At 41.2% G+C, this 26,009-nt stretch carries 28 protein-coding genes; 2 read left to right on the forward strand and 26 right to left on the reverse strand.

Annotation, left to right across the window (positions count from 1 at the left end; all coding sequences use genetic code 11):
* Positions 1-120: 120 nt before the first annotated feature.
* On the reverse strand, positions 121-267 hold the full coding sequence (locus WKT11_RS07045; protein ID WP_242986877.1) for a hypothetical protein: 147 nt from the start codon (positions 265-267) through the stop codon (positions 121-123).
* A gap of 567 nt (positions 268-834) precedes the next feature.
* On the opposite strand from WKT11_RS07045, the gene WKT11_RS07050 reads away from it, so the two are divergent.
* Positions 835-1,581 (forward strand): adaptor protein MecA, encoded by a 747-nt coding sequence (locus tag WKT11_RS07050; protein ID WP_118629736.1) that lies wholly within the window; start codon positions 835-837, stop codon positions 1,579-1,581.
* Positions 1,582-1,662: 81 nt separating this feature from the next.
* On the opposite strand, the gene WKT11_RS07055 is transcribed toward WKT11_RS07050, so the two are convergent.
* The 5 genes from WKT11_RS07055 to WKT11_RS07075 form a co-directional block, all read right to left on the reverse strand.
* A complete protein-coding gene (locus WKT11_RS07055; protein WP_117677081.1) occupies positions 1,663-1,863 on the reverse strand; it encodes a DUF1858 domain-containing protein in 201 nt (66 codons plus the stop codon).
* Between the two features lie 166 nt (positions 1,864-2,029).
* The gene (locus WKT11_RS07060; protein WP_117677082.1) at positions 2,030-3,010 is read right to left on the reverse strand and encodes an ABC transporter permease; all 981 of its coding nucleotides are present in this window, start codon (positions 3,008-3,010) and stop codon (positions 2,030-2,032) included.
* A 12-nt stretch (positions 3,011-3,022) separates the two neighbouring features.
* On the reverse strand, positions 3,023-4,102 hold the full coding sequence (locus WKT11_RS07065) for an ABC transporter permease (RefSeq protein WP_117677083.1): 1,080 nt from the start codon (positions 4,100-4,102) through the stop codon (positions 3,023-3,025).
* A complete protein-coding gene (locus WKT11_RS07070; RefSeq protein ID WP_117677084.1) occupies positions 4,099-5,634 on the reverse strand; it encodes an ABC transporter ATP-binding protein in 1,536 nt (511 codons plus the stop codon). The genes WKT11_RS07065 and WKT11_RS07070 overlap by 4 nt, the downstream gene beginning before the upstream one ends.
* A gap of 73 nt (positions 5,635-5,707) precedes the next feature.
* On the reverse strand, positions 5,708-6,859 hold the full coding sequence (locus WKT11_RS07075) for a BMP family ABC transporter substrate-binding protein (RefSeq protein WP_445291930.1): 1,152 nt from the start codon (positions 6,857-6,859) through the stop codon (positions 5,708-5,710).
* A gap of 489 nt (positions 6,860-7,348) precedes the next feature.
* On the opposite strand from WKT11_RS07075, the gene WKT11_RS07080 reads away from it, so the two are divergent.
* Entirely contained in the window at positions 7,349-7,522 is a 174-nt protein-coding gene (locus WKT11_RS07080; RefSeq protein ID WP_118137571.1) for a DUF362 domain-containing protein, read from the forward strand.
* A 94-nt stretch (positions 7,523-7,616) separates the two neighbouring features.
* Here WKT11_RS07080 and WKT11_RS07085 read toward each other — a convergent pair whose 3' ends face one another.
* The 20 genes from WKT11_RS07085 to WKT11_RS07180 form a co-directional block, all read right to left on the reverse strand.
* Positions 7,617-8,096, reverse strand: a complete 480-nt coding sequence (locus WKT11_RS07085) for a MerR family transcriptional regulator (protein WP_118247735.1) — start codon at positions 8,094-8,096, stop codon at positions 7,617-7,619.
* Between the two features lie 283 nt (positions 8,097-8,379).
* The gene (gene dnaB, locus WKT11_RS07090; protein ID WP_118516876.1) at positions 8,380-9,708 is read right to left on the reverse strand and encodes a replicative DNA helicase; all 1,329 of its coding nucleotides are present in this window, start codon (positions 9,706-9,708) and stop codon (positions 8,380-8,382) included.
* A gap of 22 nt (positions 9,709-9,730) precedes the next feature.
* Positions 9,731-10,177 (reverse strand): 50S ribosomal protein L9, encoded by a 447-nt coding sequence (gene rplI, locus WKT11_RS07095; protein WP_117677089.1) that lies wholly within the window; start codon positions 10,175-10,177, stop codon positions 9,731-9,733.
* Positions 10,174-12,225 carry a DHH family phosphoesterase gene (locus WKT11_RS07100; RefSeq protein ID WP_117677112.1) on the reverse strand — a complete coding sequence of 684 codons (2,052 nt, stop codon included), beginning with the start codon at positions 12,223-12,225 and terminating at the stop codon, positions 10,174-10,176. Before WKT11_RS07100 ends, rplI begins: the two co-directional genes overlap by 4 nt.
* 360 nt (positions 12,226-12,585) lie before the next feature.
* Complete coding sequence (gene rpsR, locus WKT11_RS07105) at positions 12,586-12,849, reverse strand: 30S ribosomal protein S18 (RefSeq protein ID WP_008707906.1); 264 nt, start codon at positions 12,847-12,849, stop codon at positions 12,586-12,588.
* A 43-nt stretch (positions 12,850-12,892) separates the two neighbouring features.
* Entirely contained in the window at positions 12,893-13,348 is a 456-nt protein-coding gene (locus WKT11_RS07110) for a single-stranded DNA-binding protein (RefSeq protein WP_117677090.1), read from the reverse strand.
* Positions 13,349-13,426: 78 nt separating this feature from the next.
* The gene (rpsF, locus tag WKT11_RS07115) at positions 13,427-13,714 is read right to left on the reverse strand and encodes a 30S ribosomal protein S6 (RefSeq protein WP_020993443.1); all 288 of its coding nucleotides are present in this window, start codon (positions 13,712-13,714) and stop codon (positions 13,427-13,429) included.
* A 110-nt stretch (positions 13,715-13,824) separates the two neighbouring features.
* On the reverse strand, positions 13,825-14,016 hold the full coding sequence (locus tag WKT11_RS07120; protein WP_117677091.1) for a DUF951 domain-containing protein: 192 nt from the start codon (positions 14,014-14,016) through the stop codon (positions 13,825-13,827).
* A gap of 304 nt (positions 14,017-14,320) precedes the next feature.
* Complete coding sequence (locus tag WKT11_RS07125) at positions 14,321-15,043, reverse strand: NAD-dependent protein deacylase (RefSeq protein ID WP_117677092.1); 723 nt, start codon at positions 15,041-15,043, stop codon at positions 14,321-14,323.
* Between the two features lie 98 nt (positions 15,044-15,141).
* Positions 15,142-15,948, reverse strand: a complete 807-nt coding sequence (gene srtB / locus WKT11_RS07130; protein ID WP_117843987.1) for a class B sortase — start codon at positions 15,946-15,948, stop codon at positions 15,142-15,144.
* Positions 15,949-15,991: 43 nt separating this feature from the next.
* Positions 15,992-16,114 carry a hypothetical protein gene (locus tag WKT11_RS07135; RefSeq protein WP_278308808.1) on the reverse strand — a complete coding sequence of 41 codons (123 nt, stop codon included), beginning with the start codon at positions 16,112-16,114 and terminating at the stop codon, positions 15,992-15,994.
* The gene (locus WKT11_RS07140; protein ID WP_117677094.1) at positions 16,111-17,667 is read right to left on the reverse strand and encodes an AAA family ATPase; all 1,557 of its coding nucleotides are present in this window, start codon (positions 17,665-17,667) and stop codon (positions 16,111-16,113) included. Before WKT11_RS07140 ends, WKT11_RS07135 begins: the two co-directional genes overlap by 4 nt.
* 37 nt (positions 17,668-17,704) lie before the next feature.
* Complete coding sequence (locus WKT11_RS07145) at positions 17,705-18,904, reverse strand: vWA domain-containing protein (RefSeq protein WP_118247733.1); 1,200 nt, start codon at positions 18,902-18,904, stop codon at positions 17,705-17,707.
* Positions 18,905-18,961: 57 nt separating this feature from the next.
* On the reverse strand, positions 18,962-19,270 hold the full coding sequence (locus tag WKT11_RS07150; RefSeq protein WP_340283468.1) for a hypothetical protein: 309 nt from the start codon (positions 19,268-19,270) through the stop codon (positions 18,962-18,964).
* Between the two features lie 228 nt (positions 19,271-19,498).
* Entirely contained in the window at positions 19,499-20,143 is a 645-nt protein-coding gene (locus WKT11_RS07155; protein WP_340283470.1) for a dihydroxyacetone kinase family protein, read from the reverse strand.
* 16 nt (positions 20,144-20,159) lie between these two features.
* Complete coding sequence (locus tag WKT11_RS07160) at positions 20,160-21,152, reverse strand: dihydroxyacetone kinase subunit DhaK (RefSeq protein WP_340283472.1); 993 nt, start codon at positions 21,150-21,152, stop codon at positions 20,160-20,162.
* Between the two features lie 23 nt (positions 21,153-21,175).
* A complete protein-coding gene (locus tag WKT11_RS07165; protein WP_340283474.1) occupies positions 21,176-22,150 on the reverse strand; it encodes an ABC transporter permease in 975 nt (324 codons plus the stop codon).
* Between the two features lies 1 nt (position 22,151).
* The gene (locus tag WKT11_RS07170; RefSeq protein WP_340283476.1) at positions 22,152-23,168 is read right to left on the reverse strand and encodes an ABC transporter permease; all 1,017 of its coding nucleotides are present in this window, start codon (positions 23,166-23,168) and stop codon (positions 22,152-22,154) included.
* Positions 23,169-23,209: 41 nt separating this feature from the next.
* Positions 23,210-24,673 (reverse strand): sugar ABC transporter ATP-binding protein, encoded by a 1,464-nt coding sequence (locus WKT11_RS07175; RefSeq protein ID WP_340283478.1) that lies wholly within the window; start codon positions 24,671-24,673, stop codon positions 23,210-23,212.
* 102 nt (positions 24,674-24,775) lie between these two features.
* On the reverse strand, positions 24,776-25,768 hold the full coding sequence (locus tag WKT11_RS07180) for a substrate-binding domain-containing protein (RefSeq protein WP_340283480.1): 993 nt from the start codon (positions 25,766-25,768) through the stop codon (positions 24,776-24,778).
* Positions 25,769-26,009: the final 241 nt, after the last annotated feature.

The following is a 26,009-nucleotide window of genomic DNA, read 5'->3' on the forward strand; positions in this document are numbered from 1 at the left end:
CGAAAAACCATTTTTCATAATTTTTTTAGATTATTTAAGATTTCTATGTTTTTTGCTGCCCGAAGGCATTATGGACACGGGGGACTTGTCCGGAATCTGTTCGGGCAGCTTTTTCTTTTGTTATTTGTTTTTGACGAAATCAAAATCTACACGAGCGATCCGTCCTTTTTCATCTTCTACGTAATCCCGCATATAGCCACCACCTTCTGCAATCTGACAGGCTTTTGCAATCGATTTGGGGTTACTTGGTGTACCATCAAGGTACAAAGGGATTCCCTGTTCAAAGTAACTCTCAAGTTCTTTTTTCAGTGGTTTACGCAGGACCTTTTTTGTTGCCCGTGATATATTTTCCGTAAGCTTACCTCCTTTCCTTTAAAAATAAGATTTTAGAAAGCACCTCATCGGCTGTTGAAAAAACAATATCCCTGCTGTACTTATCTTATCCTGGGAATTTACCTGTACATTGTCACGGCAGGAACGCCGTATGAATAATCGACAATGAGGTTTTGAAATAAATAGATTACTGTTGCTCAGTAATGTAAGTAAATCATTAGAGTTAATGTTTCAGAGTTACTGGTTTCTTCGTTCTCAGTAACATTTCAAATCTTCGTTTATACGAACCGCAGATTTATTGTTTCTTCTTTTTTTATTATACCTGTTTTTTGTTTTGACGCAAGAGCTTTTCTGCATTTATGTAATTTTTACCGTTTTGTTTCCAAAAATTTAATATTTATGCTGATTACTCATCTTTACATTTTGCTGTTCTCTGTTATATAATATAGTGTATAAAATTGTATGTAATTTGCAACGCTATTTAGGATAGGATGTGACAACATGAAGATAGAAAAAATCAATGACAACCAGATACGCTGCACCTTGACAAGAGAAGACCTTGAAAGTCATCAGATCCGTATCAGTGAATTAGCCTATGGTACTGATAAAGCCAAAAAGCTTTTTCGCGATATGATGCAGCAGGCGCAGATACAGTTTGGTTTTGAAGCAGATAATATTCCATTAATGATCGAAGCAATCCCGGTAAGCACTGAGAGTATCATCCTGATCATCACCAAAGTAGAAGATCCGGAAGAACTGGATACACGCTTTTCCAAATTTGCGCCATTTAAAGGAAATGAGAAGTCAGATACTGTTCAGCTTGACGGAGCTGACAATATCATCGATATTTTCCAGAAACTTTATGAGGCAAAGGTAAAGAGTTCCCAGGCAAAAGAGAAGAACGCGTCTCAGGGTAACACTGCAGGCGAGAAAGATGATACTCAGGTTCCTGATGTAAATCTTATCCGCCTTTACGAGTTCGATACACTGGATGATGTAATCGCCGCAGCACATGGATTGAACGGCTATTTCTCAGGTGCTAACACGCTCTATAAGGATCCGGCAGATGAGATTTATAAGCTGGTTGTTCACCAGTCCTCTCTCTCCCCGGAAGACTTTAACAGGGTATGCAATATTCTTACTGAATATGGACGTGGAAGAGCTTTCACAGCTTCAGGTGAAGCATACCTGACAGAACATGGAGAACTTATCTCTGCCTCCGCACTTCAGCAATTAGTGCAGTTATAAGAAATTTTCACAAAAAATGGGATGTCCTGAAATTAATCAGAACATCCCATTTTTTACATATTGCTTTAATCAGCCAGCTGATTATTCTCCAAGAAAATCATTGATCTGGTTAACAAGTACATCTGCATCCAGTCCATGAACCATAGCTGCTTCTTCGAGAGATTCCATCTGAGAAGACGGGCATCCAAGGCAGTGCATTCCTGCTCTCATAAGAATTGGTGCGATATTCGCATCTACCTGAAGAAGCTGACCGATCAGCATATCTTTTGTCACTTTAGCCATTGTAAATTTCCTCCTTAATTTTTATTCAGCATTATCGTTTCCATATCCTCTGTCCCGCATTCATCCTGCAAACTCAAGGCATACGTACACTTACTACTTAGCTTTTCTAGCTTCTGATATTATAATACTATTTTACTCTGGAATCAACCGCAAACGCCTAATTTTATTATCTTTCTTCCCTGAAATATGGAAGTCCCAGCGCGGCAGGCGGCTGATGTTCTTTCTTCTTTCGGAAACTTGTAAATATCAACACAATGATTGTTACCACATATGGCAATGCCTTAAATACTTCCTGCATGCTTCGTCCCAGTCCCGGAATATACAAATACAGGATATAAAGTGCTCCAAACAGGAATGCTCCCCAGATTGCATTTAATGGTTTCCAAAGTGCAAAGATTACAAGCGCAACTGCAAGCCATCCACGATCTCCAAATCCATTATCTGTCCAGGTACCACCTGAATATTCCATTACGAAATAAAGTCCGCCGAGTCCTGCCAGTCCTGCACCGATACAGGTAGACAGATATTTATACTTAATAACATTGATACCTGCCGCATCTGCAGTTCCCGGATTCTCACCGATTGCACGAAGGCTTAAACCAGCTCTGGTCTTAAACAGAAAATATGACAGTACAACTGCTGCAATGATACATAAATATGTCAGGAATCCATAATTAAAGAAAATCCCTCCGATGACCGGTATCTTAGATAAACCTGGGATTTTCGCCGTATAAGCGCTTCCCGTTACTTTTACGGAAATCTGTCCTACACCACCTGCAAGCTTGGAAATAGAACCACCAAAGAAGTTACCAAATCCTGTACCAAAGATGGTAAGGGCAAGACCTGTTACATTCTGATTTACACGAAGTGTAATAGTCAGAATACTATAGATCAGACCACCGATAGCCGCACACGCAAATGCACATAAAAACGATATTAAAACACCGATAAGTGCATTTGGATTCGGATTGTCTTTCTCATAAAGAAATGCTCCCATCAGACCTGAAATGCCGCCCATATACATAATTCCCGGAATACCCAGATTAAGGTTACCGGATTTCTCTGTCATAATTTCGCCAAGCGCACCATACAGAATACAGATGCCCTGGACAATTGCTTTTTGAATAAAAATTATCAGTACACTCATTGCATCTACCTCCTATTTCTTTGCACGCTTTACTCTGTAGTTGATAAAGAATTCTGCACCGATCAGGAAAAACAAAATGATTCCCAGAAGAACATCTGAAGCATTCTCATTCAGACCATACTGAGTTGCAATCTGCACAGCACCCTGATTCATAAATACGATACCAAAAGAAACCGCAACCATGATAAATGTGTTAAATTTTGAAAGCCATGCAACGATGATAGCGGTAAAACCTCTGCCACCTGCAGTTGCAGTAGAAATTGTATGGCTTGCACCACTTACGATAACGAAACCTGCGATACCACAGATTGCACCGGAAATAGCCATTGTACGGACAATAACTTTTTTTACCTGAATACCTGCATATCTGGCTGTATTCTCGCTCTCACCAACTACTGCGATCTCATAACCCTGTTTGCAATATTTCAGATAAATAAACATTCCTACTGTCAGAACCAGAACGATCACAACATTCCAGCCATATTTCTGCCCGAAAAGTTCCGGAAGCCATCCTGCCTTTGTAGCCTGATTGATAATGCCGACTGTGTTGGAACCTTTCGGATTTTCCCAGAATACGATGCAATATGTAATAACCTGCATGGCAACATAGTTTAACATCAGAGTAAATAAAGTTTCATTTGTATTCCAGTGTGCCTTAAATACTGCCGGGATCATTCCCCAGATCATTCCGCCAAGTGCACTTGCCACAAACATTACGATCAAAAGTAATCCTGTTGGCATTTTGTCCCCAGCATAAATCATAACAGCTGCTGAGCAAGCTCCACCGATCAGAATCTGGCCTTCCGCACCGATATTCCAGAATTTCATTTTAAATGCAGGTGCAAGTCCAATGGAAATACACAACAGAACCATTGTGTCTCGTATCGTCTGCCATAGACGACGTTCTGAGCCCATGGCACCATCCCAGATTGCTTTATAAACATCTACCGGATTCATCTTTACCAGTGCAACGATCACCGCACCGCATACGATCAGGGCCAGAAGCAATGCAATAAAGCGGATCAGAAGACGCTCCTGCCATCCGGCTTTATTTCTTCTTTTACTTACCTGTAAGAGAGGTTCTTTCTTCATGCCTGCGTCCCTCCTTTTTCATGTTTCGTCATAAGAAGTCCGATTCCTTCTTTTGTCGCAGTTCTTCCATCTGCGATTCCGCTGATCTTACCTCCACAGAACACTGCGATTCTGTCACACAGTTCAAGAACCACATCCAGATCCTCGATTACACAGACTACTGCAACACCTTTTTCTTTCTGTTCATTTAACAGTCTGTAAATAACATGAGAAGTGTTGACATCCACGCCTCGTGTCGGGAACGCTACAAGAAGTACCTTCGGATTCTGGGCAATTTCTCTTCCTACTAAAACCTTCTGGACATTTCCTCCTGACATCTGACGGACAGGTGCTGAGATACTTGGAGTCATAACCTCAAGCTGCTCCTTGATCTTCAAAGCCAGAGCTTTCGGACCTTTTCGGTCCAGGAAAGGACCTTTTCCATTTCGGTAGCTTCGAAGCATCATATTATCAGTCATATCCATATCACCCACAAGTCCCATACCGATACGGTCTTCCGGTACAAAGGCAAGGCTGATTCCTGCTTTATTGATAGAAATGGAATCCATTCCGGCAAGTTCCATACCCTTTCCATTATCGTCAAGCAGGATGATGGAACCACTCTCCAGCTCCTGAAGTCCTGCGATCGCCTCCAGAAATTCTTTCTGTCCGCTTCCGGAAATTCCGGCGATACCAAGAATCTCACCTGTATTTACAGTAAGATCAATGTCATCAAGCGTTTTCACATCGTCTTTATCTTTGCAATTCAGCCCCTTAATGATCAGTCTCGGTTTCACATTCTCTGGCTCAGGACGGTCGATATTCAGGTCTACTCTGCCTCCTACCATCATCTCTGACAGACTCTGTGCATTTGCCCGTGCTGTTTCTACCGTATCTATATATTTTCCTTTTCTTAGAATCGCAACGCGGTCAGATAAAGCCAGCACTTCCTGCAGCTTATGTGTAATGATCATAATGGAACAGCCATCTTTACGCATATTTCTCAGAATATCAAATAACCGGTCAGCTTCCTGAGGTGTCAGAACCGCAGTCGGCTCATCAAGAATCAGGATTCTTGCCCCACGATATAACATCTTTATGATCTCAACTGTCTGCTTCTGGGATACAGACATTTCGTAAATCTTCTGGGAAAGATCCAGTTCAAATCCATATTTATCTACCAGTTTCTGGATATCTTCTGTGATCTTCTTCATATCCAGTTTCCCTTTTCCAGGAAGTCCCAGAACAATATTCTCGGCTGCTGTCAGTACATCTACCAGTTTGAAATGCTGATGCACCATACCAATTCCCAGTTCGTAGGAATCTTTTGGCGAGCGGATCGTTACTTCTTTTCCATTTACGAAGATATGTCCTTCGTCCGGATAATAAATTCCATAAATCATATTCATCAGAGTAGTCTTACCGCTTCCATTCTCTCCGAGGATGGCAAGAATCTCTGATTTTCTCAGTGTGAGATTCACATGGTCGTTTGCCTGTACTGAACCGAAACGCTTGGAAATATCTCTAAGTTCAAGTGCATAGTTTTCTCCCACTATCGTTCCCTCCTTTTATCTGTTCATACAAAAAAGCGGAGCTGCCGACAAGCAGCTCCGCCAGTTTCATTCTTTATTCTGTGATAGATGTGATTCCGTCGATTGCAATGTCGAATGCCGGTGCTGAACCATATTCAGATTCATGGAAATATCCGTCAGAAATATATTCTGTTCCGTCTTTCTCATATGTATCAAGTTCTTTACCATCTACTGTAAATGTAGAAGTGTCAAATACATGAAGAGAACCATCACTGATCGCGTCTTCTACTTCTTTTACTTTCTCTTCTGTGCCTTCAGCTACAACTTTATCATTGAGAGATGTGATCTTATCTGCGCTTTCTGCAAATCCTTTGCACCAGTCAGTGTCAATAGCTGTTCCATCAATCATGCACTGTACTGCATATGTGTAATATACACCCCAGTCCATAGATGCGGAAGTAAGTGCTGTATTCGGAGCAACAGATGTCATATCAATGTTATAACCAACGCAAGGAACGCCGGCTGCCTCACATGCTGTAGGAGCACCTGTTGTATCTGCGTGCTGGCTGATAAGTACGCAGCCATCAGAAATTAAAGCATCTGCGCATTCTTTTTCAAGGTCAAAGCTTGCCCAGCTGTTTGTATATTTTACTTCCATTGTTGCAGACGGGCATACGCTCTTTGCGCCAAGATAGAAAGAAGTATATCCGGAAATAACCTCTGCATAAGGGAATGCACCTACGTAACCGATCTTACATGCATCCTCTTTTACAGTGCCGTCTTCGATCATCTGATTGAGTTTCAGACCTGCCACTACACCGGATACATAACGTGCTTCATAGATGTTTGTAAAGTAGTTATGCATATTGGAAAGTCCGCTGGATGCTGCCTGAGTTCCTGTCGCATGACAGAACTGTACGTCCGGATACTCTCCTGCTGCTTCCAGGATATAAGTTTCATGTCCAAAGCTGTTTGCAAAAATAATCTGGCATCCCTGGTCTGCAAGGTCTGCTGCTGCATCGTAGCATCCTTCATCTTCACCGATCAGAGTTTTCTCAATAACCTGAGAATCATCAAGACCAAGATTTTCTACCATCTCATCAATTCCAGCCATGTGAGCTGCTGTATAACCTTCGTTCTCATCACCGATATAAATCGCACCAATCTTGAGATCTTCTTTTGCGATTCCTGCACCACTTTCGCTGTCATCACTCGCAAATACCGGTGCACTCATAGAAACTGCCATTACTGCTGCAAGTCCAATTGCCAATGCTTTTTTCATTCTTCTTCCTCCATTCTCTCTACTGTTTTCTGACTTCTTGTTACAGACTGCTATCCGTCTCACAGTCAGCAGTCCTTACGGAACAAAAGAGGCACAACTTTCTATGTCATGCCTCTTTGCAACTACCTTTACTATACCTTTCTATTTTTAAATTGTCAATAAATTTAGAAAAAACGCATTATTTTTTTGACAGTCTTATTTTTTTTGTATGTTCATAACCTATTTTTCAAAACTTTTCCTATAGCAATTTCAGAAAATAATGCAAATAAGACAGTCCTTCAAAGCGCAAAGGACACGAAAGAAACGCAGTCTCAAAGTAAGCACAATCTAACTTGATATTATTTTATAATGTATCTGATTTTATACTTGTAATTCCGACAAAGATATATTAAAATGAGTTCAGAACCCCAATAGGGGCACTAAAACGTTATTATAATAAGGAGGATTATAATTATGGCATATGTAATTTCAGACGAATGTGTAAGCTGTGGAACATGCGAAGGTGAATGTCCTGCAGAAGCTATCTCTCAGGGAGATGAGCATTATGTAATCGACGCTGATGCTTGCTTAGATTGTGGAACATGCGCTGATGCCTGTCCAACAGAAGCTATTCATCCGGCAGAATAATTTATGAATTTAAAAACAGCTTCATTTCTGTTCAATTAGAAATGAAGCTGTTTTTTATTTTTCAAGTATTTCAATATCTCTCCCAAAATAATTTTTAAAGGTGTCTTTTTCCCTTTTTTTTATTTCCTCTATTCTTTTTCTCCAGCGTAACTGCTGCTTCCTTTCTTGCAAGTTGACGATTGCGTATCGCCTCATCCAGATCCCGGCACTGGTCTTCTCCTTCTTTTTTCATATGTAATTCCTGCGTGATCAGGCGCTCCAGGATTTTCTGAAATTCCAGAAGTTTTTCTCTCTCAGGCTGCTCATCTTCCAGGAGTTTCACTTTACTGTCTGTGCTTCCGGGAGCTGTCCTTGAAATTCTGGGAAGCAGTTCTTTAATCGCACGTAAAGCAAGTCCTCTCTTCTTAAGTTCCTTTATATTAGCCAGAAGCGTAATATCATTTCCGGTGTAGTAACGATGTCCCTGCTCGTTTCTGCAGATCCTCAGTTCCAGTTCTTCCTCCCAGTACCGGAGAACTGATGCCCTCACGCCGAGGATTTCCGCTGCCTGTGTCACAGTATACCGTTGCTCCATGCTATCCCTCCTGTCTGCTGACTTGCCGTTTAGATCATAAACCTGATTTGATTAAACAGCAAAGTCTCTCACACTTTATTATAAAAATCCTTATAGTGAATTGCAAGAAAATCCCATTGACAAATTCTTCTCCAAATTGTCTCTCAATACCAAAACAGGACGATTGCTCCCGGCATTCGCCTTCTGCATTCGTCCTGTATATTTCTTATTTCACAACTATTCAGAATCCTTTCCTTTACAATCCAAAACTTCTCGCAAAATAATGGAGTACTGAACAGTAACTTTATTTCTTCATATTTACAAACTGTGTATATCTCGGCAGCCATACCAGTTCAACGGTTCCGATCGGACCATTTCTCTGCTTTGCAATGATGATCTCCGCGATATCTTTCTTCTCTGTATCTTTATGATAATAATCATCTCGGTAGATAAACATTACCACATCGGCATCCTGCTCAATGGCTCCTGACTCTCGAAGGTCGGAAAGCATCGGTCTGTGATCCGGACGCTGTTCTACCGCACGGCTAAGCTGCGATAATGCGATTACCGGCACATTCAGCTCTCTTGCAAGAGCTTTCAGTGAACGGGAAATATCTGAGATCTCCTGCTGACGGGAATCACTTTTACCACTTCCGCTCATCAGCTGCAGGTAGTCGATCATAATAATCCCAAGATTATGTTCCAGCTTATATTTACGGCATTTGGATCGCATTTCTGCGATAGAGATACCTGGTGTATCGTCAATGATCAGATTCGATTTACCAATAATATCTGCACCTTCTACCAGCTTCGTCCAGTCCTCGTCTTTCAGATTACCGGTTCTCATATTCTGGGAATCGACATGTGATTCCATTGCAAGAAGTCGGTTGACAAGCTGTTCCTTTGACATTTCCAGACTGAATATCGCAACTGTGACATCTTTACGAAACGCCATATACTGGGCAATATTCAGAACGAAAGCCGTCTTTCCCATAGAAGGACGTGCTGCGATCAGAACCAGATCTGACGGGTGCATTCCGGAAGTTTTGTAATCCAGATCCACAAAACCTGTCGGGATACCTGTTACAGAACCTTTCAGTTTCGATGCCTTCTCAATGTTATTGATCGCATTGAGGACAACCTGCTGAATCGGCACATATTCCTCATTGTTACGTCTCTGAAGAATGTTAAACAGCTTTTTCTCCGCTTCCTCCAGAATCACTTCTGTATTCTCTTTTTCCAGATAACAGGTATTTGCAATCTCCTCATTTGCTTTGATCAGTCTTCGCAAAACCGCTTTCTCGCTGACAATGTTCGCATAATACTTCACGTTGGCAGATGTAGGGACCGCCGAAATCAGATCTCTTACATATTCCATGCTGCTGATATCCGGCGGCAGTTCCTTCTCTTTTAAACGATTTTGAAGGGTCACCAGATCTACCGGTTTCCCTTCATTACATAACTCTACCATCGCATCAAATATGATGCCATACTGTTTCTGATAAAAATCGTCACTGGTAAGTATCTCAGATGCAACAAGAATCGCATCTCTATCCAGGATCATTGAGCCGATTACAGACTGCTCTGCCTCCATGCTGTGGGGGAGTATTCTTTTAATCAGCGCTTCTTCCATTCTTTATCCCTCCAGGGAAAGCCTACGCTTCTTTTACCCATACTTTAAGAGTTCCGGTTACCTTAGGATGTAATTTCACAGGTACCTGTGTCACACCAAGTACACGAATCGGCTCCGGCAGCTGCAGTTTCTTTTTATCAATGTCCAGATTTAACTGTTTCTTTGCAGCTTCTGAAATTTCTTTGGAAGAAACTGAGCCAAATGTTCTTCCGCCTTCTCCTGTTTTCAGGGTAAGGATGACTTCTTTTGTCTCAAGATCTTTGGCAAATGCCTGTGCTGCTTCATAAACTTCTTTGGCAACTTTCTCTTCATTTGCTTTCTGAAGCTTCAGATCATTCAAATTCTTAGGAGTTGCCTCCAGTCCCAGTTTCTTAGGAAGGATCATATTTCTTGCATATCCGTCACTAACGTTTACAATCTGTCCCTTTTTTCCAAGTGCTTTTACGTCTTCAAGTAAGATTACTTTCATTTTATGTTTTCCTCCTGATATTCCTGATCTATGATGTCTTTGAGCATTCTCTCTACTTCATCCGGAGAAGCCTTTACCTGGGCACCGGCAATATTCATATGACCACCTCCGCCCATCTTTTCCATCATTACCTGTACATTGATCTCGTCAATTGCACGGGCACTGATATAAATTTCATTATTGTACTGTGTCAGTACAAAAGATGCCTTAACTCCTGCAATATTCAGAAGTTCATTGGCAGCCTGCGCACCTACAACTGTAGGGCTGTCCAGATTCTCGCTCGGACATGTAGAAATAGCAAAACAGTTTCTGTAAATATGGGCTGTCCGCACTGCGTCTGCGCGAGCCTGATAAGATTTCAGATCATCTCTCAACAGCTTACGCACTCTCGTCACATCTGCCCCGCTTCTTCTTAAGAATGCAGCTGCTTCAAAAGTACGGACTCCTGCGCGCGTTGTAAAGTTATTTGTATCAATCACAATTCCCGCATAGAGACAATCGGCCTCAATATTGCGGATGCGCAGATCGTCTGAAAAATATTGCAGGATCTCTGCTACCATCTCGCATGCTGATGATGCATAAGGCTCAACATAAGAAAGCACCGCATTCTCGATTACCTCACTGCCACGTCTGTGATGATCCAGTACAACAACTGTCTTTGTCATATACAGCAGTTCTTCGCATTCGGTATAGCTTGGTCTGTTCGTATCAACTACAACTACTACCGTATTATTATCTATAAGGTCTTTTGCCTGCGCGCTGTCCACAAACATAGATGGCTCATACTCTGAGTTATTCGTGTATTCCGCAATCAGAGGGCGGATGGATTTCGTCGGATCATTTACTACGATATGAACAGGTTTTCCAAGTGTCTTACCTGCACGGTAAATACCGATTCCGGCACCCAGGGCATCCACGTCTGTAATCTTATGCCCCATAACCACAACGCGATCCTTGGTACTCATAAACTCTTTTAGCGCCTGTGCTTTTACACGTGCCTTTACGCGGGTAGCCTTCTCCATCTGCTGGGTTTTACCGCCATAGTAAGTAATATTGTTTCCGTTCTTGATAACAACCTGATCGCCACCACGTCCAAGCGCCATCTCTATGGCAATCCGGGAATACTCATAGTTCTGAATATAAGTGGCGGCATTAAGTCCGACACCGATACTCAACGTGATTGCCATCTCATTTCCGATATTAACAGTCTTAACTTCATCCAGAATATGGAATCTCTGCTCTTTCAGAGTATCCAGAGAACTCTGGCGCATGATAAGGAAGTATTTATCCTTCTCAAGCTTCTTTACAAGGCCGTCAAAATTGGAAAAGTATTTCGTAATCTTTCGATCGATCAATGCAATCAACAGAGAACGTCTCACGTCTTCCACACTCTCCAGTGCTTCTTCGTAGTTATCCAGATAAGCCAATGCCACAACCAGCTTATTATCTTCATTCTTCTTGATATACTCTTTCAGTTCTGTATCGTCATACATATACATAGCGATAAGACTGACATTTTTGTCTGTATTCTCCAGCGTCTCACTGCCAGCCACGATCTCACCAAGTTCTACCCTCTGCATGGAAACACGGTAAATCTTTTCTCCAAACTGGGTACTGATCTCGCTGATTTCCTTCTTGTCTGCAACCGGAAGCTTATCAGCTGTCACATCTGGAAAAATTGTGCTGATATTTTTCTTATAAAACTGATCCTTTCCGGTAAGTTCTGCAAATACCTTATTTGACCAGATCATTCTGCCATTCATATCCATGATGGCATAGGGCAAAGCCAGTTCCTCCAGAATTCTCTTCTCAAGTGAATCGTACTGATTTGCAAAAGCAATCAGCTCATTTACGATAAAAGGTCTGTGACATCGAAGTACCACGACCGCAATCCCTACATAAATAAGAACTCCGGCCGATACAACAAGTCCGGCCTTCACGCTGACGCAATATACCAGAATATTAAGTACGATCAATAAAGCTGAGAGAATCAAAGGCCACCTCATAAAAGCTTTCATGTGCCCTTTTAATTTCAGTTTATCATTCATATTTTTCTTTCCGTTTTTCATTCTATTAATTTACCTCTGTACAGCAAATCGCGTGAGTGCAACGTTGCTGTTCACTTCATGCCCGGAAACAGTGTCACTACTCTTTCACGCTGTACAGGAACGTGTTGAAAAACGCCCTTTTGTAGGTATTATAACAGATTTCAACAGGATTTACCATACTAACTGCAAAAACGTTACAGCCCGCTTCATTTCCGGTAATTTTCCCGTTCCACCTCAAGGCGGTCCTGCCGGGCTTTTATATCACGGGAAGATTGCAAAATGATTTTCTGTGATACAAAAAACCGCTGCCTCCACAATTTTTACTGTGGAAAACAGCGGTTTTATTATTCATCTTCAGAATTAGTCCTGGATGTATGGCATCATAGACATATGACGTGCTCTCTTGATAGCTACTGTCAGTGCTCTCTGATGTTTTGCACAGTTTCCTGTGATTCTTCTTGGGAGGATTTTTCCTCTTTCAGAAACATATTTTCTTAATTTTGCTACATCCTTGTAGTCGATTTCGTTATTCTCTTTACCACAGAATACACAAACTTTTTTTCTTCTGCGGCCGCCTCTTCTCTTCATTGGAGAGTCTGGTCTTTCGCCTCTATTGTAAGCCATGATTGCTTTCCTCCTATTTTATTCTATCAGTTTGTAATAAGCTCTAATTAAACGGCAGTTCTTCATCAATTCCATCCGGAATATTCATAAAGCCGTCTGCACTGGCTGCTCCCGGAGCCGGCATGGATGGTGCAGGTGCTGATGTCTGAGGATGGGAAGCCGCGTAATTATCGCTGGCTGACTTGCTCTCAGCAAACTCCTGTTCCTCAACTACAACCTCTGTTGTGTAGACCTTCTGGCCATCACGATTGGTGTAGCTGCCTGTCTGGATACGTCCTGAAACAACGATTTTAAGTCCCTGACGATAATACTTCTCAGCAAACTCAGCTGTACGTCCAAAGGATACACAGTTGATGAAATCTGCTGTCGCCTCACCGTCACGACGGAATCTTCTGTCTACTGCCAGTGTATATCTGGCAATTGCCAATGCGTTCTCTCCCGCGGAATATCTCACCTCAGGATCTCTTGTTAAGCGTCCCATTAAAATTACTTTGTTCATGTAAATACCTCTTCGTTTCTGCTGTGAATGGTTGAACGGATCAATTAATGGTGCCTTCTAAATCCACTCTGTATAAGATTATGCGTCTTTTCTTACGACTAAGTATCTTAATACATTGTCCATGATACGAACGTGTCTTTCAACTTCCGCTGGGCACTGTGCGTCTGCTTCAAACTGAATGAAATAGTAGAAGCCTTCATGCATTTTCTGAATTTCGTAAGCTAATTTCTTCTTACCCCATTCTTCTACTTCTGTGATAGTGCCGTTGTAGCGTGTGATGTATCCTTTTGCTTTCTCAACAACTGCATCACGTACTTCGTCTTCAACTTTTGCACTAACAACTAATGCTAACTCGTACTTGTTCATGTCTTGCTTTACCTCCTTATGGTCTGTTGGCCCTTTGCCTGTCAAAGAGCAAGGATATAAAATATATCACGAGTGTTGATTCTAACATATTTTTTTGTGTCTGTAAAGTGTTATTTTTCTTTTTTTATCAAATTTTTCGTATTTTTTTCTACCATTTTGCGCGGAACCATGATCTGATGTCCGCATCCGGTACATTTCAGTCGAAAATCTGCGCCTACTCTTAAGATTTCCCAGTCTCTGCTGCCGCAGGGATGGACTTTTTTCAGTGTAACTGTATCACCAACTTCGTATAGAAGTCCCATAATCTCGCTCCTTGTTTTTCTTTATCTTACATTTTTCTATAAATCATTTTCTAATAATGCTTATGCCACACTACATATGACCGACATTCATAATCTGCCTGAGCAGCATAAAAATTCTTCAGATATATCATCTGTTAGTCAATCGGATATTCGCAATCCGCTTTCGCTACTTGCTCATAACCAAATAACTGCTTCGCAGTTTATCAGAAGGGGCTTGTACCCCTTCTGATACAAGCAAGTCCCCACCCACTGCTTATTGCTCTTCGCAATTGAAGCAGGGGACTTACTTGATTTGATTAATATGTCAGCAGTGAATCTGCGAAAATACCTGTCCGATTGGCTCCTGGATCAGCAGATCTGCATAACTGTCTCTTGGTGTCGGAGACTTATTGATTACCACCAGATGTTCTCCCCGGAAATAATCGATCAGTCCTGCTGCCGGGTAAACTGCCAGAGAAGTTCCTCCGATGATCAGCACCTGCGCTTCTGAGATTGCCTTCACTGCCTCATTGATTGTCTGATTATCCAGACCTTCTTCATACAATACCACATCCGGCTTGATAATTCCACCACATTCACATCTCGGAACACCTGTGGAAGCTTTCATATGTGCAAAACCATAAAATCTGTGGCACTTCATACAATAATTACGGTGTACACTTCCATGAAGTTCCAGGACTTTCTTACTGCCGGCCATCTGATGCAGATTGTCAATATTCTGGGTAATGACAGCTTTGAGCTTGCCTGCCTGTTCCAATTCTGCCAGTTTCAGATGTGCCGCATTAGGTTTTGCTGTGTCGCAGAGCATCTTGTCTCTGTAGAATTTAAAAAATTCTTCCGGTTTTCTCATAAAGAACGTATGACTTAAGATCGTTTCCGGCGGATAGTCATATTTCTGGTGATAAAGACCGTCCTGGCTTCTGAAATCCGGAATTCCACTCTCTGTAGAAACACCGGCACCGCCAAAGAAAACAATATTGTCATATTTTTCCACAAGTTCCTGTAGTTTCTCAACCTCTCCTGCCATTTTTATTCCTCCCTGCTGAAATATTTCCTTCTTCATATTTCTACCATGTTATACACTCTGATTCCATATAAAATTTTTTTCAAATATTTTTTCAAATATTATTCCACATCAAGTGTATCTACGCGTTTACCCTGGACTACATAGCGGGTTGCCTCATTTCCTGTACATGTAGATAACGTAATGATCTTGTCTTTCATATTCAGTCCTTCGGCATCTGTCTTAATTTCCGAATATCCTTTAATCTTCTCCAGATATTTTTCAAATTCTTCGCCAGGTCCCTTAAACAGTGTATAGGTATCACTGTTCACCCCTGTTGTGTAAGCTGAGATAATCTCATATCTGTAATTCTTTTCAGGTGTAAAGATCCAGAAATATTTACTCTTCTTATAGGTTTCTTCATTCTGGGAAAATTTCTTCAGCTGCGCAAACATAGAGCCGTTTTTCATATTATGACCATATACGATCGTATTGCAGTCACTGAAATCCCCTTTATTCTCATAGTCTACAAAAATAGTTCCTGCAAAGTTATAGTTCTTCTCATAGGTTCTGTGAAGGTAAGTTTCGTTGTCCTTGCCATGCACGATCGGATAATTGATATCCGGCACTGCCTCCACATAAATCCATCCGACAACATCATCATTTACACTCTTAAGTGAGGCAAAATCGATATTCATCGGAGCTTTCAGTTCTCCTGCTGACGGCCCTGCTTCTTCACCGTCCGGATCACGTTCAGTCACTGCCATCTGAGCAATCTCATTATACTCATCTGTTCCTTTTTTATATTCCGTATAGATATGAAACAGATTATATCCCGCATAACAGAATACGCAGATTGCCGCGATCAGAACAACCGTCAGTACAATGTCTCCTGCTGTTTTCTTTTTTTTAGGCTGTTTTTCTGACATGCTTCCTCCATTTCCGCTACAATTCTCAGCTGTAGCTTTGCCTTTATTTTGCCACTGGCACACTGCCCTCTGGTATCATTATATCCGCAAATGGGATTTTCTCTGTAGTTTCCAGTATTCCGGCACATAAATCAGGATATCTGCCTGTATCGCCCCATACTCTCATATCGCCTGTATTGCCTCTGCGCAGGCTTTCTGTAAATTTTTTTCTTCTTTATTATATAGAAGCATTTCACTATACTGAAAATACGCCGGGCATCCATTCTCTGCAATAAACGTCGTCATCGTATTATCCGCAGTAATTCCTGTCACTAAAAGCAGCATTTCCTGACTGTCACCAAAACTTTCTTTGATAAAAGAAAAAGCACTCTGCAATTCTCTGTGCATTTTCTGCACCAGATTTTCCCTCCGTGCAGCCTCTTCCTCAAAGTATTTGCAAATTCGCTTAAACCCATTTTCAGCTGACCTTAAATGTTCTTTCTTTGCTGCCAGAATATATTCTCTTAATCTGCGGATCGCTGTCTCCTGAAATTTCTGCTCTCTGAGCGAAAGCAGCTCCATTTTTATCTTAACCTGCAGGCTGTTATCCTGTTCCTGCGCAAACTCCTCCAACGCCGAAATCCCCGATGGCAGCTGATCCCGCTCTTTCTCATCCTGGGAAATTTTTTTCACATGATTTCTCAGATGCAATAACAGTTCATGCAATACCTCAATCTGATGAGTCACATTCTCATACCTCTCCGCCGTCTCTCTCAATGTTCCCTGTATCAGATTTACAACCGCAAACCGTTCTTCAAAAGTCCCGCCTGCCGCCATCTGTTGCTTCTGCTTTAATTTCTCACTGCTAAGTTCTCCATTCAAAATCGCAGGTATCTGATAATCCTCTCCATATTTTGTATACAACTGGTAAAATCCTGCAAAATCTCTGGCCGTTTCCTCTTTTTGCAGAAATTCTCCCACCAGCTCCGCATTAATCTCAATTCCCAGTTTCTCATAACTCTGGATCAGTCTGGAAAGATCTTCCCATCCTCTGGCCGTCACAAAGAACTTGCCATCGACCGTATTCTCAACACTATAAAATCGTTCCTTTTTCATGGAAAGATAGGAAAGAATTGCCTGATGTACATTCTGTCCTCCGGCATATCGCAGCCATACCTCACAGTCCGGCTCTATTACCAGCTTACGGACACGATCCAGGGTAACAATATCAAACTCTCTTACCGATTTATTATACTCCGGAGGATTACCTGCTGCCACCAGAACCCATCCTTCCGGAATCTTATGACTTCCAAAAGTCTTATTCTGAAGAAGTGCCAGCATCGCCGGTGCCAGGGTTTCCGATACGCAGTTGATCTCATCAATAAAAAGGATTCCCTCTTTTTTTCCTGTTTTCTCCATACAGTCATAGACAGAAGCTACGATCTCGCTCATCGTATAATCTGTAACCATCATTCCCTTACCGCCATAGTTACGTTTCACGATCTCCGGCAGACCGATAGCACTCTGACGGGTATGATGCGTGATCGTATAGGACACAAGCCCAACCCCGCACTCAGAAGCCGCCTGTTCCATAATGGCAGTCTTACCGATTCCCGGAGGACCGATCAGCAGAATTGGTCTCTGACGTACCAGCGGATAAATATAATATCCATTCTCATCCTTCGCTAAATACGCGCGAAGTGTATTACAGATTTCTTTTTTTGCTTCCTGTATATTCATTTCTGTATATGCTCCCGTCAGTTTCTTCGTCTCTCTTTCACTTTGTGATCAGGCATTTCGCCCACGCAGGTACCAGTTTCATCTTATCGGTACGCTGCAAAAACACAAACGCAGTCTCATAGTCCGGCTTCTGCCTTGGATAAATCCCGTCACCATCTGTAAAATAAATCAGTGCCCGGAGATTTTTCAGTTCTTTTTTCTCTTTCTCCTGCCTGATCAGTTCAAATACCGGGCGGAAATCTGTCCCACCCCGCCCCTGAATCGTCACTTTGCGACTGTATTCTTTCCATTCTTCCTCAGAATGAATCACATCTACCTTCTGAATGAAACAGTCGCATTGAACGATATAAACTTTCATTCTGCTGAAAAAATTCTCTTTTTCATTCAGAATCGCATACGTCTCTCCCAGAAATCTCCGGACAGTTTCTTTCGAACATGACCCCGAAGTATCAATGGCGATCACCAATTCCTCCAGGCGGTTTACTTCCTTATATTCCAATGGTTCTATCAAAGGAAGATTTCCGTAATGTTTCATTCCATAAGAATAAAAAATATAATCAAAGCTCTCTGTATCCAGTTCGACTTCCTCTCGAAGTCTGCAAAACTGTTTCAAAAATTTCCGGTAATCATATCTGCTTTTGTATATCTCATCCAGTTCTTCCTGACGGTTCATGGTCTGACTTCCGGCTCTGCTCTGGGTTCCGGTTTTATTCTGAGAAGTGTAGGCAAGGATTCTCTCCCATTTTTCCTTTGTTCTCCTGCCGCCGGAGGCCTGACCGGAATTCTTCAGCCAGACAGAATGGTCGTCAAAACAATTTTCCAAATGCTCATACATCCCATAATCGTTTCCTGTCTGTTTCTTACTTTTGAGACTGGAAATTTCTCTCTCACTGACTGCTTTATCAATCAATCCTTCTACAAAAGCATCGCATTCTCTGTCCCATTCACTCACATCTTTATCCGGTTTCAGGAAGACATGAAGATACAGGCAGTGCAGCAACATATGTAAATACCCTCTTCTTACCAGAGCAGAATCTTCTACATATTTTTTCATAAGAAATTCCGGATTAAAATAGATTTTCTCTCCGTCTGTGGCAATCGTGGAAATATTGTTATCTGCCTCATATTCCAGACTTGCAAACGCTCCATCGAGGTATGGAAAATCCAGATACAGTTCGTTTCTGCAATTCTGGAGAATCTTCTTTCCAAGAAAATCCTGCTGGTTTTTGTCGCTCATGCCTATCTTTTCCTTTTTCTCTGATCATTTTAATGTTTGTCGCATCTTCTGAAAATATTACAGTGAAAACTCCCTCTTCTGATATCCATATTTCTTATCTTTCAGATGAAGCAGCCATACCAGAGCGCGGAGTTTCGTTTTCTCCTGAGCGTATCTGATAAAAACCATGAGTTCGTTTTCAGAAAACCAGCCGCATTTCTCCAGCTGTTCCATTCTCTCTGTGTCTTCTTTCTCTATCAGAAGCTCCATTGCAGAACGTATCCTGAGTTTCAGATATTTCTGTGCTTCCCGGAATTCTTCTGATTCTCCGGCGGGTATGTTCTGAAAATAAATTTCCAGTGCCTGCTCAAGCTTTTTGTCCTGCATGGTTTTGCTTCCCTTCTCTTTTCAATACAAATGTTTCCTCTTGTGTCACTATTCTCAATATAGCACAAAAAAACTTTTTTTTAAAGCTTAACCCGGTCAGTAATCTGCATCATTATGATTTTTCATATAATTATCTTTACAAAAAAGCTCCGACAAGAACCATTATCAGTTCTAGCCGAAGCCTTTTATCGTCAACAATCAGATATCTTCAATTAATCCAGTATAAGCTCAATCCTGAAAATATAAAGCAAGACCTTCAATCAGGTCTTTTCCTGCTACTGCACCCTGATCTTCTGTTCCTTTTGCTTTTGCTGCAAATACCGCAGCTTTTCCAAATTTAGGAACCATTTCCTTTGTGTTCTCCACACCTTTTTTCGCACCTTCAAGAGCTGCATTTACAACATCCGCAAGTCCTGCTCCTTTCTGTGCTGCTTCCTGAGCTGACTCTCCGGCTGGAAGAAGTGCATCATAAATAGTTCTGTCCCCAGCCTGACACTTTCCTCTTTTTGCAAGTCCATCTGCAAAATTACTGATAAAATCTGCCATTTCTGCTGGTCCTATCACACTCTTTCCTGCGATAGCCTTTCCTCCTGCCATAATTCCACTTGCCATCAAAGTTCCCATTGTTGATGGAACAAGGCCAGCCATCTTCATTCCTGCTTTCATCAAAGTTTTTCCAATATCATCTGGTGCCATATTTGCTCTAATCAAGTCCGGTAATGCACCATATCCTTTATTCATTGTCAAACCAAGATCACCATCGCCCATTTGTGCATCCATTTCACATAAATGATCTTTTTCTTTTGCAAAAACACTGGCAACACTTTCAAAAAGTACCGGCAGTTCTTCCATTGTTATTTCTGTTTTACCCATGATGCTCAACTCCTTCTTAAACCTGTGTATAAAACGGTGTATGTACCGGCATATTGATCTGTTCTTTCATCTCTTCATCAGCCATCTTACAGATACTGATAGATGCTCCTGCCATTTCCATGCTCGTCGCATATTCACCTACAAAAGTTCTGAAAACTTTAATTTTTTTCTTATCAAGAATCTCACGTACATTTCCTGAAAGAATATATAACTCTTCAAGGCTTGTTGCTCCCAGGCCATTAATCAGAACGCAAACTTCTTCTCCCTCTTCCACCGGCATATCTTTGAAAATGGTATTCAGAGATTCTTCTGCCAGTTCAGCGGCTGTCTTAATTGGACCATTCCAGATTCCAGGTTCACCATGAATACCCATACCCATAGCCATCTCATTCTCGCCAAGTGTGAAGTTCGAATGTCCGATTTCAGGAATAATACACGGTGTAAGTGCAAATCCTACAGTACGTGTATTATCTTTTGCTTTCTGCGCTGCTGCAAGAACTTCATCCAGAGTTCCCATTTTGGCAGCTTTTGCGCCGGCACATTTATACATAAAGAAGATACCTGCCACACCTCTTCTGGTATCCGGATCTGCATTTGAGTTTACATCATCAGCACCAACAATGCTGCGGGTTTCAATGTCATCCATCTCCAGCATCTCTGCTGCCATATCAAAATTCATGATATCGCCTGTATAGTTACCGTATAAGAAAAGGACACCTGCCCCTGCATCCACTTCTTTTGCTACATTATAAATCTGTTCAGAAGACGGAGACTGAAAAACGCCGCCAACTCCGCATCCATCAAGAAGACCGTCACCTACATATCCAAGGAATAATGGTAAATGACCAGTTCCTCCACCTGTAATAATTGCAACTTTTCCCGGTTTCTTCTCAGCCACACAATAACAGCGCAGATCATCTTCTACATATTTAACCATCGGATTGGCAGAATAAATGCCACGAAGCATATCGTCTGTGTAATTTTCAGGAGCATTAATAATTTTTTTCATGATAGATCAATTCCTTTCTGTCTTTAACTTCTTCTTGCTTTTCTTGTAACAGTAACCTTATCAATGATGAGTGCTAATACCAAAAGACATCCGTTCACCAGTGTTCTTGTTGTATCCGGAGCTCTCATAATAGTAAAAGCATTTGCAACCAGCTGCAATAATACAATAGATAAAAGCACACCACCAACTTTACCTTCTCCACCATCCGGATTAATTCCTCCAAGCACTGCAATCAGCAGACTTAATGTTGTATAGGAAGAACCATTGGACGATTTTGCTGAATTCAAATGGGAAGTGATGACTATACCGGCAATACTTCCCAGAATACCGGAACACATATAAGTCAGAATCGTAACTTTAAGATTATTGATTCCTGAGTATTTAGAAGCCTGTGCGTTTGTTCCAAGATAGTAAATCTCATGCCCAAACACTGTGCACTTCATAATAAATGTAACAATAAGCAAAACAGCAATAAATATGAATATTACAATCGGAATAGCTCCAACAGAGCCGTTAGCGATATTTTTAAATGCATCCGGAAGGCTGTTTATCGCAGGACCTCCTGTAATTGCCAGCGCAAGTCCCGAATAAAGTTCCAACCCACAGAGAGTAACCAGCATTGCCGGAATATTCAGACTTCCGATGATAAATCCATTAAATGCTCCACATGCAGCACCAACTATAAGAGCGGCAATAATTCCGATAAGAATGGAGACTGTACTGCCCCCCATATTTTTGATAATCAGGGCGCAGACGACACCTGCCAGATTCATAATTCCAACCAAAGACAGATCAATTCCTCCTGCGATCATACACATCATCATACCAAAGGTAAGAATTCCATATTCAGGAAACTGGAAAAACATAGACCTTAAGTTAGGGATTGTGAAGTAGGTATCACCTTTAAGAATTGCCATCAAAATAAGTACAAATGCCATCATACCAAGCAAAGCTTTAATATGAGGATCTATCTGTATTTTTTTCTTGCTTGTGCTCATCTTATATTCCCTCCCTCTTTGCAATTTCGTACGAACGTTTCGTCTGCCATGATGTAAGGATTGTTCCGATCAGGATTACAAGACCTACTACAAAGCGCTGCCATGATGTGGAAATCCCCATCATGTTCAGTGAGTTCTGTACCAATGTAATCAGAACAACTCCAATAACAACTCCAGAAACATCTCCATATCCTCCAGTGATACGGACACCGCCGATAACACAGGCTGCAATTACGATCATTTCATCACCCATAAGCGCTGATGTTGTCGCTGAATGCATCAGAACTGTATACATCATTGCCGTAATACCTGCAAAACATCCGGCAAAAACATATGCGAAGAATTGCAATTTACGTACATTAAATCCGGCCACTCTTGCAGCATTTTTATCACCGCCAATTGCATAAAGTCCCCGTCCAAGCATTGTCTTTTTCAACATATATGCAATCAGGATACATGCAATAACCGGAACCAGTATCAAAACATTCAGCGGATAAGAAAATCCTGTGCTTGGTGCAGTATATGTAATAATATTAAAATTATAGATTGCCTGCAGACTGTCCGGAAGTGTTGTGAATTCTCTTGTTCCAAGAAGTGTCACTACGCCTCCTGCCGCAATAGAACTGGTTGCCAGCGTAGCGATCAGCGGCGGAAGTTCAAGAATACTTACCAATACAGCATTAAATAATCCGAATAATAATCCAATCAGCATTGCAAACACAAATGCAAATAATGCATTATCTATCTTCCATACACGATTCATCACATACATCGGCACATACATAGCGACGCATCCAATGGCTGGGAACGATACATCGATACCGCCAGCTATAATGACGATCATCTCGCATAATGCAAAACACATTGTAAAAATTCCTGCGCGGCAAAGTGTAATCAGTGTTGCCGGACTGAAAAATGCCGGCTGTCGAAGACTGACTATAATGCAGTACGCTATGATGATATAAATCAGGATCATCTTTGTGCTGGTCAGCCGCATTTTTTTATTTTTAGCCTTCATAATCTTTCTCCTTGTTTTAAATACGGTCACAGTTTTATAGTTTAAAGTTTAATATTATCAATATTATTATCTGTGATACCGCTGGCTTTTCCATTTTTCATGACCATGATTTTGTTGCAATTAGTAATCAATTCCGATAAATCATCAGAAATGATCACAATTGCCATACCCTGGGCGGCCAGTTTCCTGAGCAATTCATGAATTTCTGTCTTTGCACCAATATCAACTCCAACAGTAGGTCCATTAAGAATAAAGAGTTTTGGATGGGTATTCAGCCATTTTGCAATTACAACCTTCTGAGCATTTCCTCCTGAAAGCGTACGAACAGGAACCTGTGAAGATGGTGTTACAACTCCTAATTCTTTCACAAGATCGTCAGAAGCTTCTCTCATTGCCTTCTCATCCAGTTTCATACCTTTGAAATACTTTCTCAAAGAACTTGCCATCATATTCTTTTCAATGGATTTTTCGATAAATAATCCCTCTGTCAGACGATCTTCAGGCACATATGCAATCTTATTTTCGATAGCATCAGCAACTGAATGAATCGTAACATTTTTTCCATTAAGAATGATTTTTCCACTGTCCGGAGGTGTAATTCCAAAAATCGCCTCTCCTATTTCACTTCGTCCAGAACCAAGAAGACCGGTAATTCCAAAAATATCTCCTTTTTTCATTGAAAAACTAACATCTTCAAAAGCACCCTTTAATGTAAGATTCTCAACCCTGAGAACTTCCTCATTACTCTCTGCAGGGGTATATTTTTCGGAACTTACTTCATGTCCTGTCATATCTCTGGTAAATCTTGCACTGTCATATTCATCAATCGTACCGGTAGAAACAAATGCACCGTTTCTGAGAATTGTCAGTCTGTCGGCAATTTCATAAATCTCATCCAGCTTATGATTAACAATCATAACTGCAATTCCTTTTGCTTTCAGACCACGCACTACATTCCACAACTTCTCTACTTCTCTTGCAGTCAGTGCGGTTGTCGGTTCATCCAGAATCAGAAGCTTCGCATCATTAATAATAGCTCTGCATATAGCAACCATCTGCTTACCTGCAACAGGAAGTAATTCTACCGGCATATCCAGATCCATATTTGCGCCAACCTGCTCCATTGCTTTAGTCGCAAGTTCATGAATCTCTTTCCAGTTTACCGTTTTCTTTCCATTTTTTACTTCACAGTTTAATGCAATGTTCTCTGCAACTGTCAGATTTGGAAAAACTGCGAAGTCCTGATAAATAACCTGAATACCTTTATTGATGGCATCAATTGGTTTAAATTTCCCCATCTTCTCGCCATCAATCCAGATAGCACCTTCATCGATCTCATGAACACCGGATATAGATTTGATCAAAGTCGATTTACCGCAACCATTTTCTCCGGCCAGACAATGAATTTCCCCTTTACGGATTTCCAGATCTACGCCTTTCAGCGCATGAACACCGCCAAAAGACTTTTTGATGCCTTCCAATTTCAAAAATATTTCGTTTGCCATAATCTCGTTCCCCATTCAAATAGTCCAGCCGGTAAAAAAGAGAAAATCCATACAGTTTGGCAGCTATATGAATTTTCTCTTTAGATCAGCTTTTACTTATAATTAAAAATCATAATCGTCCATATTGTCTTTTGTTACATCAATACGGGCATCTCCGTAATAAATGCCATCCTGCTCAGAAATTTTTTCATATCCAGGTACATTCAGATTCATTCCGTCTTCTACTGTTCCATCAAGAGCTGCCTTAGCCATTTCAATCATTGCTTTACCCGCGTCTGCCGGATCCCATACAGAGAAAGAAGCAATTGTTCCATCTTCAACATACTGTCTTGCGATGGATGTCATGGATGTTCCGACAATCTGAACTTTGCCTGCAAGACCAAGTTCTTCAACTGCCTGGGCAGCACCTACAACATCTGTAGAAGCAGAACCCTCAATAGCTGTGATATCCGGATTAGCTGTCAGAAGCTCTTTTGTCTGATTGTAAGATGATGTAGTATCATCACCGGTCTCATAACGTCCAAGTTTTTCCATATCAGGGAATTTCTCTTCTGCAACTTTATCAGCTGCATCACACCATTCATTATGAGAAACAGATGTAAGAGAACCTACAAACTGAACATATTTACCTTTGCCTCCGGTAAGATCTCCCAGCTGTTCCATAAAGTTTGCGCCATAATCTGCATTCTGGAATGCTTCAATATCATAGTCACGAACACTTGCATCCATAGAAGCTGCTTCATGAGTAATTACTTTGATTCCCTGTTCTTTAGCTTTCTCAAGTACAGGTGCAAGAGATTCCGAATCAAACGGAACTACACAGATTGCATCCCAGTCCTCTGCCAGAAGAGATTCTACATATGAAGCCTGGTCCGCACCTTCTGCTGAGCCGCCATAGAAAACATCCGTTCCGTTTTCATCGTTGTACTCGTTTACGCCATCTTCCATTCTCTGGAACCATGCGATGTTTGTCATTTTAGGTACAACTGCAATCTTGTAATCCTTTCCGTCCGCCGCCATTACACTGGCGCATGTACCAAGAGATGCAATTGTTGCCGCCGCTGTACAGATACAAATAACTTTCTTTAAATTCATAATTAAATCCTCCTTTTTTGTTTAGTGTACAATATTATTTGTTTTCCTTCTTGTTGAGTTAATTGTATACTAATCACTTTTCATTGTCAATACTCTTTTACGTTTTCGTCATATTTAAACACTTTTACAAATATTTTTTGTGCATTATTTTCCAACACTTCTACTTTTAGTCAAAAGAAAGCGCACTAAACACATTTCATTGTTTAGTGCGCTTTTCCTTTTATTGTTTTTCAATATTTAG

This window comes from Blautia sp. HCN-1074 (assembly GCF_037890165.1).
Lineage (GTDB): Bacteria > Bacillota > Clostridia > Lachnospirales > Lachnospiraceae > Blautia_A.

Excerpts from the sequence above, each read along its gene's own strand:
- WKT11_RS07050 (WP_118629736.1), top strand. The coding sequence starts at position 835 with ATGAAGATAGAAAAAATCAATGACAACCAGATACGCTGCACCTTGACA.
- WKT11_RS07055 (WP_117677081.1), bottom strand. The coding sequence starts at position 1,863 with ATGGCTAAAGTGACAAAAGATATGCTGATCGGTCAGCTTCTTCAGGTA.
- WKT11_RS07060 (WP_117677082.1), bottom strand. The coding sequence starts at position 3,010 with ATGAGTGTACTGATAATTTTTATTCAAAAAGCAATTGTCCAGGGCATC.
- WKT11_RS07065 (WP_117677083.1), bottom strand. The coding sequence starts at position 4,102 with ATGAAGAAAGAACCTCTCTTACAGGTAAGTAAAAGAAGAAATAAAGCC.
- WKT11_RS07075 (WP_445291930.1), bottom strand. The coding sequence starts at position 6,859 with ATGGCAGTTTCTATGAGTGCACCGGTATTTGCGAGTGATGACAGCGAA.
- WKT11_RS07080 (WP_118137571.1), top strand. The coding sequence starts at position 7,349 with ATGGCATATGTAATTTCAGACGAATGTGTAAGCTGTGGAACATGCGAA.
- WKT11_RS07085 (WP_118247735.1), bottom strand. The coding sequence starts at position 8,096 with ATGGAGCAACGGTATACTGTGACACAGGCAGCGGAAATCCTCGGCGTG.
- dnaB (WP_118516876.1), bottom strand. The coding sequence starts at position 9,708 with ATGGAAGAAGCGCTGATTAAAAGAATACTCCCCCACAGCATGGAGGCA.
- rplI (WP_117677089.1), bottom strand. The coding sequence starts at position 10,177 with ATGAAAGTAATCTTACTTGAAGACGTAAAAGCACTTGGAAAAAAGGGA.
- WKT11_RS07100 (WP_117677112.1), bottom strand. The coding sequence starts at position 12,225 with ATGAATGATAAACTGAAATTAAAAGGGCACATGAAAGCTTTTATGAGG.
- rpsR (WP_008707906.1), bottom strand. The coding sequence starts at position 12,849 with ATGGCTTACAATAGAGGCGAAAGACCAGACTCTCCAATGAAGAGAAGA.
- WKT11_RS07110 (WP_117677090.1), bottom strand. The coding sequence starts at position 13,348 with ATGAACAAAGTAATTTTAATGGGACGCTTAACAAGAGATCCTGAGGTG.
- rpsF (WP_020993443.1), bottom strand. The coding sequence starts at position 13,714 with ATGAACAAGTACGAGTTAGCATTAGTTGTTAGTGCAAAAGTTGAAGAC.
- WKT11_RS07120 (WP_117677091.1), bottom strand. The coding sequence starts at position 14,016 with ATGGGACTTCTATACGAAGTTGGTGATACAGTTACACTGAAAAAAGTC.
- WKT11_RS07125 (WP_117677092.1), bottom strand. The coding sequence starts at position 15,043 with ATGGCAGGAGAGGTTGAGAAACTACAGGAACTTGTGGAAAAATATGAC.
- srtB (WP_117843987.1), bottom strand. The coding sequence starts at position 15,948 with ATGTCAGAAAAACAGCCTAAAAAAAAGAAAACAGCAGGAGACATTGTA.
- WKT11_RS07135 (WP_278308808.1), bottom strand. The coding sequence starts at position 16,114 with ATGAGAGTATGGGGCGATACAGGCAGATATCCTGATTTATGTGCCGGA.
- WKT11_RS07140 (WP_117677094.1), bottom strand. The coding sequence starts at position 17,667 with ATGAATATACAGGAAGCAAAAAAAGAAATCTGTAATACACTTCGCGCG.
- WKT11_RS07145 (WP_118247733.1), bottom strand. The coding sequence starts at position 18,904 with ATGAGCGACAAAAACCAGCAGGATTTTCTTGGAAAGAAGATTCTCCAG.
- WKT11_RS07150 (WP_340283468.1), bottom strand. The coding sequence starts at position 19,270 with ATGCAGGACAAAAAGCTTGAGCAGGCACTGGAAATTTATTTTCAGAAC.
- WKT11_RS07155 (WP_340283470.1), bottom strand. The coding sequence starts at position 20,143 with ATGGGTAAAACAGAAATAACAATGGAAGAACTGCCGGTACTTTTTGAA.
- WKT11_RS07160 (WP_340283472.1), bottom strand. The coding sequence starts at position 21,152 with ATGAAAAAAATTATTAATGCTCCTGAAAATTACACAGACGATATGCTT.
- WKT11_RS07165 (WP_340283474.1), bottom strand. The coding sequence starts at position 22,150 with ATGAGCACAAGCAAGAAAAAAATACAGATAGATCCTCATATTAAAGCT.
- WKT11_RS07170 (WP_340283476.1), bottom strand. The coding sequence starts at position 23,168 with ATGAAGGCTAAAAATAAAAAAATGCGGCTGACCAGCACAAAGATGATC.
- WKT11_RS07175 (WP_340283478.1), bottom strand. The coding sequence starts at position 24,673 with ATGGCAAACGAAATATTTTTGAAATTGGAAGGCATCAAAAAGTCTTTT.
- WKT11_RS07180 (WP_340283480.1), bottom strand. The coding sequence starts at position 25,768 with ATGAATTTAAAGAAAGTTATTTGTATCTGTACAGCGGCGGCAACAATT.